At 41.7% G+C, this 7517-nt stretch carries 6 protein-coding genes and 2 pseudogenes; all 8 read right to left on the minus strand.

Annotated features, from left to right (window positions below; genetic code table 11):
- Positions 1-289, minus strand: a pseudogene (locus ACSFE6_RS30330) (curlin); the annotation flags it as partial.
- A 106-nt stretch (positions 290-395) separates the two neighbouring features.
- The gene (locus ACSFE6_RS30335; protein WP_435431058.1) at positions 396-1082 is read right to left on the minus strand and encodes a dTMP kinase; all 687 of its coding nucleotides are present in this window, start codon (positions 1080-1082) and stop codon (positions 396-398) included.
- Positions 1079-2215, minus strand: a complete 1137-nt coding sequence (locus tag ACSFE6_RS30340) for a radical SAM protein (RefSeq protein WP_435431059.1) — start codon at positions 2213-2215, stop codon at positions 1079-1081. Before ACSFE6_RS30340 ends, ACSFE6_RS30335 begins: the two co-directional genes overlap by 4 nt.
- 25 nt (positions 2216-2240) lie before the next feature.
- Positions 2241-3077: an inositol monophosphatase family protein gene (locus ACSFE6_RS30345; RefSeq protein ID WP_435431060.1), complete on the minus strand. Its 837-nt coding sequence runs from the start codon at positions 3075-3077 to the stop codon at positions 2241-2243.
- Positions 3074-4123 (minus strand): hypothetical protein, encoded by a 1050-nt coding sequence (locus ACSFE6_RS30350; RefSeq protein ID WP_435431061.1) that lies wholly within the window; start codon positions 4121-4123, stop codon positions 3074-3076. The genes ACSFE6_RS30345 and ACSFE6_RS30350 overlap by 4 nt, the downstream gene beginning before the upstream one ends.
- A gap of 37 nt (positions 4124-4160) precedes the next feature.
- Complete coding sequence (locus ACSFE6_RS30355; RefSeq protein WP_435431062.1) at positions 4161-5474, minus strand: MATE family efflux transporter; 1314 nt, start codon at positions 5472-5474, stop codon at positions 4161-4163.
- Positions 5475-5546: 72 nt separating this feature from the next.
- A complete protein-coding gene (locus tag ACSFE6_RS30360) occupies positions 5547-6605 on the minus strand; it encodes a hypothetical protein (RefSeq protein WP_435431063.1) in 1059 nt (352 codons plus the stop codon).
- Positions 6606-7192: 587 nt separating this feature from the next.
- A pseudogene (locus tag ACSFE6_RS30365) lies at positions 7193-7517 on the minus strand (curlin); the annotation flags it as partial.

Consider the following 7517-nt stretch of genomic DNA (forward strand, 5'->3'; position numbering starts at 1 on the left):
GTTGCGGGCCTTTCCAGTTGCTGGCGTAAACCTTGTTGTCGTTACCCACCGAGTTGGTGTTGAGCACGTGGCTGTCGCCGCTCTGGTAGGTGAAGTGCGTGTTGCCGGTGCCTTCTTGATAGATCCCGAGCGTGGAGCCGACAGACTCGTACTGGTCGGCGTAAACCGCGTTCAGGTCGCCGACTTGCAGCACGTTGGCGACGTTGCCTTCACCGAAGCTCTGGTCAACGATGGTTTCGTTGGTGCTGCCGTACTGGTGGATGGTGGCCTGGCTGGCGGTCTGGGTGTCTCACATCTTCCCGGCGGTATCCTAGGCTTATGTCATCCGTTGCGCCCTTACCTTCAGGGTGCTTTAGACTTGAACGTGAACCATCCTCTATTGCCGTTCATGCGTCCTATACCTTAGAAAGGATGTTATGTACTGCGCTAACCGCCTGATCAAGCACTGCTTCTTCACAAAGATTGGTCGTATCAATCCTTATCCAATTTGCCATTCCACACCGTTCATAGCTAGAACGAACTCGGTTCTGATAAGAGATAAAACTGTTAAGGCGATCTTCATTACCTCCATCGTAAGCTCCACTCTCGCTAAGCCGGAAAGAACCTTTTCTTTGCGCCGCAATAGCTGGATCAACATCTAAAAAAATAATGGCATCGGGCTTTTTAATTGTTGAGAATATTGTTAATGCTTCTTCGGCTAATTTTTCATCTTTGAGTAAGAAGCGAGCCAGATATTTATAATGCCAACCATCGGAGATGCAGTTTATTCCTGAATTTATAAAGGGTCTGACGGCAGCGTATTCAGTTGCTTGAAACCAAGCAGTTATTAAACTGATCCAGTGTCTATCGCCGAGCTGATCAAGAGGTGCGTCATTAGGGTAGTCCCAGAGTATTTCTCGCAATCGTGACATATGGAATTCGGTATATCCGGATGATACTGGAGGACGATTTTTATCTATGTAGCTCACGTCGGAACGAGACTCTGAAATTCTATCGTACGTTGCTCTGGCAACTGTAGATTTACCTGCGCCGTCAGTGCCTTCAAATACGATGAATGCCGGTTGTACAGATGAGTGATTCATAGAAAACCTCCCAGGTATGCTTCGGTATCTAAAGAATTTCTACCGCTCCCTTCAATCAACGGCTTAAAATTCTCTCTACGATATACTTCCGACATTTTTTTTCCAAGTGTGTTTAGGAAGTCAATTGATGGTCGCTCCTTGTCTACGTATTGCGATCCTGCGTCAGGATGAAATACTGCAACAGCAGGAACAATTCCCATTGCTCCAAAATATTCAATTCCCTCAATTATTGACTCTAAAGGCTCCATTCCTGCAACGAATCCTGCATATACATTTCCACGACCTAATACTTCAACGGCGGCTTCAAAAGCAGCAAGAAAGCGGTCGTAGGTATAGTCGCGAGCTTTTCCTGGACAAATCTCTGAAAATAGACTTGGGTTGAATACCTCCAAGCTCATTGCCATGTTGTTTCCGGTGTTTTTGAATCGTTCAAACAGTCTGAAATCTTTGGGTGGCATGGAGATTAAGTGGTAGTCTAAGTTGTGTTGAGTGGTTGTGTGTTTTATCTTTTCAAGTAAGTCGATGTGTATGTTGTATCCCTTGTCATAATTTGAGATCGTGCCACCGTTCAATAAAACTCTTCGATACCGACTGTTTTCTTCCTTGATAGCCATGGCTACTGCTTCACTGGCCATACCACCCTGTATTCTCATTTTATGATCAGAAAAGCCATCTCGTGCTGATCCCAAAGAGCAAAATTTACATTCATGACCATCATTAAAATAATAACAGTGGCCCGGAGAAAAAATTCCAAGTGTTGAATCTCCATATATCGTCAAATGTTGCTCAAATAAGTCTCCATTACTTAATTTTTTTCCGTATGGTTTGGGGCGCTTGGGGAATGTTATGTTTATGTTTTTTCTGCCATGTCTAAGTACTGGTGCGTTTTGTTGTAGTGTGATTTTGTAGTCTGAGTCAGGATTGTAATTTGCAGCGGCGATAATTTGTTCGTCAAGTATGATTTCCTGCGGGGTGCGAATGCTTGAGTCAAGGTGAACACTATCACCTGTTCCGTACGCTCGTCTTTTCTCAATATGATCAGTTTGGTTTTTGAAGTAATCTAAAAATTCTTGAGTGAAGCTGACGCCGTTGCATAGTAGTTGAAGCTTCAAATTTACCGTGTCAGATAGCATGTTTATACTCCAGTTGGTACTATTGTTAGACGATATGCTGTAGCAGTACTTCCGATGACAAAGCAACTAAACTTCCATTGTCCGAAAGAGACGCCATTGAGGGCGGTAATGAGAATCGGGGTAATCCAAAACCATCAAAAAGCGCTCCTCCTGCTTCTCTCAGAATTAACTCTGCCGCAGCAATATCACAGCTGCGTTCGTGTCCAGGTGAGTTTAAATCGATGAAGGCGTCAAGAACACCGGCTGCAATTAGACAAATTTCTAATGAGGAGCAGGAGTAAACCCGGACTTTGTTCGAGGTCCAAATAAGTTTCTCAATTAAATGCCTGTCTCTATAGTGTTTAGGGCGATGAAAGGATATTCGCATGTCCTCAATGCGATTAGTTTTACGAGTAATAAGTTTTTTCACAATTATAGGTGATTGGAGGTAAGCTCCTTTACCTAAGGCTGCCGTATAGACAAGGTCTCTTGAGATGTCATAAACCCAACTGAAAACGTAGTTATTTTCGTAATAGAGTGCCACGCTAGTGGTGTAGTTTGGGAAGCCCAAAACTGCGTTGTGCGTACCATCTAAAGGATCAATAAGCAGGTAAAAATCCCCTTGTTTACCAATGGTGATTGGTGAGCTAATTTCTTCAGAATAAATTGTGATTCGCATGTTTGCCCTTGAAAGGCAGTCAAGCAAAATTTGTTGGCAATCTAAATCGTATTGAGTTCGAGAGTGATTTTCCTGTTTGAGGTCTTTGTTGAAATTTGGTAGGCCTGCCAACGCTCCTGCCCAATAGCGTCGTAATTGTTTTCTGGCTAGGTAGAGGCATATTTCGATTTCTGAAATGTAATCCTCCATAAATAATGGTCTCATATTGATTCGTCCATTATTAATTGAGTGTGCCAGTTATTTGTGTCTAGTCGTGGGGCACATTTTCTAACCTCAAATAATTTTCCTGCATAAACAGCAAAATCTGCGCTCATGAATGCACTGAGTGATTTTGGAAATAGTGCTAATGTTTTGACTTCAATGCCGTAGTCAAATCTATTTCTAACCATATTTGCAGCCTGTCTGAGACTTCCTCCAGTATAAGATTTATCAATAATTAACCAGGGTTCATTTGATAGGGGTGGAGTGGGGAATATATCCTGGAACGAAATGTCTCTATTTAGCAAGTTTGAGTCGTTTTGCCTATGGATCTCTGAGAAGAAAACATTAGGATCACCTGTTGCCTCAAAATAGCCTAACGCGAGGGGTAAGCCTGCGGATAATAAAAATAGTTTATTTGTTGATATTTTCTGAATCTGATTCCAAATTTTGTGATTCTCATAGATGTACCTGGTGTTAAGTGCGGAACTGTTGTCCCAGAATTCATGGGATATGTGTCTACTATAGAAAGTGCAGAACCTGTTGTGGAAATCCATTGTTTCTTGACATGTATCGATAAGTAGTTTGTTTTTGCTGATTCCTCGAGTATTTCCTTGAGTCGTAATTAGGTTTGCTTCGGGTGCGAATTGCTTGAGCGCTTCGTTGATTAGTATTTTTTTTACATCTATAAGTTGTGATTTAGAAGGGCCGGAAATAGCTATTTCTGGTGATAATCTGTCTCCTCTAATTCTACGTATTTCTCCGGGGAGGAATCGATTTGTAATCGAGTCAAGGTAATTCCATAATTTTACTATGTTGTCGCTAGACCTATCATAATAAGCTGGATCAAGGTTGCTTAAGTCGCAAATCATTTCCTCTGGGTGTCGCAGGTCAAACGAAACCCTTTGAAGATGGCATCCATTCAATATGGCGTTTCGGTAAGTGTAATAGTTGTTTGTTTTTACGCCGCTCAAGGTTCGCCAGCCGTGGTGTTCGCTAATTATTGTTATAGGGCAGGCAAGATCATTTAAACTGTATGGTGTGTAAGTCATTATAAAATTTCGCCGTGGTTGAGATTGTTCTAAGTTTTTATCTGCTTTTGAGGCGTATGGTAAGTGTGATGATTTTTATAATATGCTTTAGGCGCCAAAGTAGAAGCACCATTAGTAGAAAAGAGCAAGCTGCCAAAGAAATAAATAGTGAGTGAACACTTTTTTCATGAAATAGTAGTAATCCGATGGAAAATGACAAGCCGATAAGGTTTAAGGAAGCGATGGTTATAAGCGTGGGGAACCAAATATCTCCCATGCTTCTCAATGTCATACGAGTTATTGTGTAGATGTATTCAAATATAAGGAATGGTATGGATGTGAGGATGTTTCTTTCAATCAGTGTTCTTGTTGGGATGTCAGAGGTGTATATTGCTGCGATGTTTTCTTTTAAGAAAAAACAGGCAAATAAAAACGGAGTCAGTATAAATATTCCAAGAGTTAAGCCTTGAGTATAGGTTGTAGCGACCGACTTTATATCTTTAAGCTTGTAGTGTCGTGCAGCTATTATGCCTGCGGCATTTCCCGAGCCAATGGAGATCATGTAAACAATACTTAGAAAATGGATTGATGCTTGATATGCGGATAAACTTTTTTTGTCCAGGTTGTTCGAAATAAACGAAAAAATAAAATAAATTAAACTTTCTCCTCCTAAGCAGAGGGCCATTGGTAATGCAACAATAAGGTAGGTGCCATACTGACTCGCCGTAATGTTTCGGAAGTACCGAAATTTTGCAATGTGTTGACGTATCTCTATTCTAAATAAGATGAATGCCAAGCAAGCGAATAGGCACCTAAGTCCAGAATAAGTTAGTATAAAAAATATTAATCCTATATGTGTTTTGTTTAAAATGATAAGTATGCAGGCGGAAGCGAATGAAATATTAAAGGTCCATATGAAAATCAGTTCGTAGTGGGTTTTTTTTAGTGCGTTAAAGAAATTGAAAATTACTATCTGTAAGTATACTGCGGGAATTGATAGGGAAAGGGCCAGTATTGCTTTTGCCTGATTTTGAGATTCATTGATGTTTGCGTGCAACCTGGAATCACTAAGGGTGAAAGCGTAAATTGAAATGGTGATAATTAAGCCGAGGGCAACTGCAAGTCTTAATGAGATGATTAAATTGATGCTTGCGTCATCATTCAAGTTTGGTGATTCGGCTACTTTGATAAGAGTTGTCAAGAAAAGACCGATTCCAACTACTGTTAGAAATGAAGTGGTTGCCCAAGCCAGTGAAGCATCATCGAGTGAACCGGCTATAAAATTTCCAATAAAAGCAAAATATAGCAGCGATGCTGTCATTTCACCCAATCTGGAAAAAATTAAGGGTAGGGCTATTTTGGCAACTTCCATTAATAATCGTCCGCGTCTAATAACTAGATGAGGTGAGAAGTTTTATGGTTGCAATATGGGTGTAGCTTTCTATTAGTCCCACTCTTTGAGTAGTTTGGTTAGAGGTGGAGTATTCGTTGCTGCGAAATATTTTTTTCTAAAATAATATTCACATAGCGAAGTTTTATGTGTTGTCTGTTTCCGCTCATTGAACTCATTGTCCAATGCAGAAAGACATTTTTGTGTCGAGGGGAATATGTTTGAATTGTTCAGCAGTTTTTCAATCGCTATGAATACCAGGTCGATATAATTTAGAATTGCTTCTATATATTCTCTGCATTCTGTTTCTGTTACTGCACCTTGTCTCGCTAGAGAAAAGAATGCACTTTTGATTTCTTCGAATCCTTTGGCTCTGAATATATTCGAATAGACCCATTTGTAATGTTTATTAGTTGTGCCTGTTAAGTAGGTGAAGCTCATGGTTGTTTTTAGCATCATGTCTCTTGCAATTTCACATCCCATCCAAAAGTTTCCCGATTGCCAGCATCCTTGTATGTCTTGGAATGCATAAAATACGGGCAACTTTTCACGGTGTGCAATATAAATATGTTTTTCTATGGGGATTTGGGATTTTAATTCTTTGAATTTTTCTTCGTTCGCCAATGCATATCCAATTATCGATCTGTGAATGATGTTGTTTTCGGTGTTAGATAAAACTGGGGTATATAGAAAGCGCTGGTCAGAAGTGATTTCGTCAAATGCACATTCGATTTTTTTAATTATTTCGTTGAATTCTGAGTATGTTATGTAGTCGGTATCAATGTGAATGCTGGTATCACCATAAAAGTCTGTTGTGTTATGAACATCTTCTTCTTTAGTTATGTGGCGGTAATTTATGTCGGTTACAAAAGCATGTTCACTATCTTTTATCTCGTTTGCTTGGGGGTGTTTTTCACAAAAAATAATGCAGTCGATATCGGAGTGTATGTTTCCAATTCCTTCGATCAAGGATCCTGATATGACAAGAACGCTGGTGGGTTTTAGGCTGGTTCTTTCGCGAATATAGCTTTGTGCAATGGAGATCTTTCCATCTAGAATGGATATTTCATTGTCAGATATTTTTGATTGTGAGGTCCTGATAAGTATGGTCATTGCATATTTCTCCGTTCGCAAGTTTCGAAAACATCGAATTTGTGCGGTGTGCCAGCAAACATAACGAATGGCGATGTTGCATTAAAGGCGAACTTTAAATTTGTTAATTTTCATGTGCTAGAACCCTAGTGGCTGTGTTCGGGAGTCGTCAATGCCCATATGGAAAATCAGAAGGGTCTTACATCCGTTGAAGGTCTTATGATTAACCCGTCAAAGAAAATTCTCTTTGTCTTGTAGGAATTTTCTTCTATTTCGGTTTGTCAAGTTTTTTGGGTGTTTCGGCTTTTTGTCGGTGTCGCCTGCCATCAAGTAGAACGTCTCAGTTCCTTTTATGTCTTGAATCAAGAGAGTTTTATCGCTCGGTGCGTAGCGGTCGTAACTCCATTCAATGTGGTATGTCTACCGCAGTCGCGGCAACTAGTGTGGGTACACTGCATTCGCGAACTGGCTCGCTCCCACAAGGGTTCTACCGCGTAGCACGCTACTCAGCCCTGAAATGGATCTGTGGGTGCTGGCATGCGTCGATCTCGAGCAATAAAAAACCGCGGCTCCTCCCCAAGGAGCCGCGGTTTTTTGATGCCCCGCGATTACCGCTGCAACACAGTCGCTTCGTTGGCGTTGCCGAACTGTTGAATGTTGGCGGTCTGGGTCATGCCGCTCTGGTCGACGCTGGCAATGTTGCCGGTGCCGCCCTGGGTGACGTAGGCCACGTTCATGGTGTCAGCCTGCTTGACGGTGATCAGGTTGTCGTCGCCATACAACTGGGTGGTGTAGGCCTGGTTACCGGTGCCTTCCTGGTTGAACTCGGTGCTGTTGCCGGTGCCGTTGGTGGTGCCCTGGGCCAGGTTGGTGGTGCCGCGCTGGTCGGCGATCAGGATGTTGTCGGTGCCGTTCTGGTCGAAGTACAGCTCG

Source organism: Pseudomonas baetica, from assembly GCF_051216495.1.
Lineage (GTDB): Bacteria > Pseudomonadota > Gammaproteobacteria > Pseudomonadales > Pseudomonadaceae > Aquipseudomonas > Aquipseudomonas baetica_B.

Coding starts and splice junctions, on each gene's coding strand:
- ACSFE6_RS30335 (WP_435431058.1), bottom strand. CDS start 1,082: ATGAATCACTCATCTGTACAACCGGCATTCATCGTATTTGAAGGCACT.
- ACSFE6_RS30340 (WP_435431059.1), bottom strand. CDS start 2,215: ATGCTATCTGACACGGTAAATTTGAAGCTTCAACTACTATGCAACGGC.
- ACSFE6_RS30345 (WP_435431060.1), bottom strand. CDS start 3,077: ATGAGACCATTATTTATGGAGGATTACATTTCAGAAATCGAAATATGC.
- ACSFE6_RS30350 (WP_435431061.1), bottom strand. CDS start 4,123: ATGACTTACACACCATACAGTTTAAATGATCTTGCCTGCCCTATAACA.
- ACSFE6_RS30355 (WP_435431062.1), bottom strand. CDS start 5,474: ATGGAAGTTGCCAAAATAGCCCTACCCTTAATTTTTTCCAGATTGGGT.
- ACSFE6_RS30360 (WP_435431063.1), bottom strand. CDS start 6,605: ATGACCATACTTATCAGGACCTCACAATCAAAAATATCTGACAATGAA.